The sequence below is a fragment of the Paracraurococcus ruber genome, assembly GCF_004353985.1.
GTDB lineage: Bacteria > Pseudomonadota > Alphaproteobacteria > Acetobacterales > Acetobacteraceae > Paracraurococcus > Paracraurococcus ruber.
In genome coordinates this window covers 1-1348 of record NZ_SMOA01000569.1, presented here as the reverse complement: position 1 = coordinate 1348, position 1348 = coordinate 1, and the positions used below count along the sequence as shown (strand labels likewise).

The window sequence follows — 1348 nt, the reverse complement described above, 5'->3', positions numbered from 1 at the left end:
CCGCCCGCGATGCGCATAGCGATGATAGGGGCCGGGTATGTCGGCCTGGTGTCGGGTGCCTGCTTTGCCGAGTTTGGCGTGGATGTCTGCGTGGTGGACACCGATGCCGGGAAGGTGGAGGCGCTGCGGGCGGGGCGGATCCCGATCTACGAGCCCGGGCTGGACGCGCTGGTCGCCGAGAATGTCCGCGACGGGCGGCTGAGCTTCACCACCGACCTCGATGAGGCGGTGCGCGGGGCGGAGGCGGTGTTCCTGGCCGTCGGCACGCCGTCGCGGCGCGGCGACGGGCATGCCGACCTCACCTATGTCTACGCGGCGGCCGAGCAGGTGGCCCGCGCCGCGCAGGGCCGGCTGGTGCTGGTGACCAAGTCGACGGTGCCGGTGGGCACGGGGCGGCAGGTGCGCGACATCGTCCGCCGGGTGCGGCCCGACCTTTCGATCGAGGTGGCGTCGAACCCCGAGTTCCTGCGCGAGGGTAGCGCGATCGGCGACTTCATGCGGCCCGACCGCGTCGTGATCGGCACCGAGGCGGGGGAGGGCGGCGCCTGGGCGATGACGGTGCTGCGGCGGCTGTACCGGCCGCTGAACCTGATCGAGGTGCCGATCCTGGCGACGCGGATCGAGACGGCGGAGCTGATCAAGTACGCCGCCAATGCCTTCCTGGCGACCAAGATCACCTTCATCAACGAGATCGCCGATCTCTGCGAGAAGGTGGGCGCCGATGTGCACGACGTCTCCCGCGGCATGGGCCTCGACGGGCGGATCGGGCGCAAGTTCCTCCACCCCGGCCCGGGCTATGGCGGGTCCTGCTTCCCGAAGGACACGCTGGCCCTGGCGCGGACCGCGCAGGACCATGGCGCGCCGGTGCGCCTGGTGGAGACCACCATCGCGGTGAACGAGGCGCGCAAGGCTGCGCTGGCGGACCGGGTGGCGGCGGCCTGCGGCGGGAGTCTCTCGGGCAAGGTGGTGGCGGTGCTGGGGCTGACCTTCAAGCCCGAGACGGACGACATGCGCGACGCCGCCAGCCTGGTGGTGGTGCCGAAGCTGGTCGAGGCCGGGGCCACGGTGCGGGCCTTCGACCCGGCCGGCATGGGGCATGCGAAGCCGCTGCTGCCGGGGGCGGTGCACTATGCCCAGGGGCCGCTCGACGCGGCGCAGGGCGCCGATGCGCTGGTGCTGCTGACCGAGTGGAACGAGTTCCGCGCCCTCTCGCCCGAGAAGCTGCGCGCCGCCATGCGCGGCCCCGTCCTGCTCGACTTCCGCAACGTCTACGACCCCGAGGCCATGCGCGAGGCAGGCTTCCACTACCACTCCATCGGACGGCCCTGAGCCGCCGCGGGTGGCAGGC

The 1348-nt window shown here is 72.3% G+C and carries 1 protein-coding gene; it reads left to right on the top strand.

The window, feature by feature from the left end; genetic code table 11:
• The first annotated feature begins 9 nt into the window (after positions 1-9).
• Positions 10-1329, top strand: coding sequence for a UDP-glucose dehydrogenase family protein (locus tag E2C05_RS31815; RefSeq protein ID WP_133223595.1), 1320 nt, complete (start codon positions 10-12; stop codon positions 1327-1329).
• Positions 1330-1348 lie beyond the last annotated feature (19 nt).

Coding starts and splice junctions, on each gene's coding strand:
- E2C05_RS31815 (WP_133223595.1), top strand. CDS start 10: ATGCGCATAGCGATGATAGGGGCCGGGTATGTCGGCCTGGTGTCGGGT.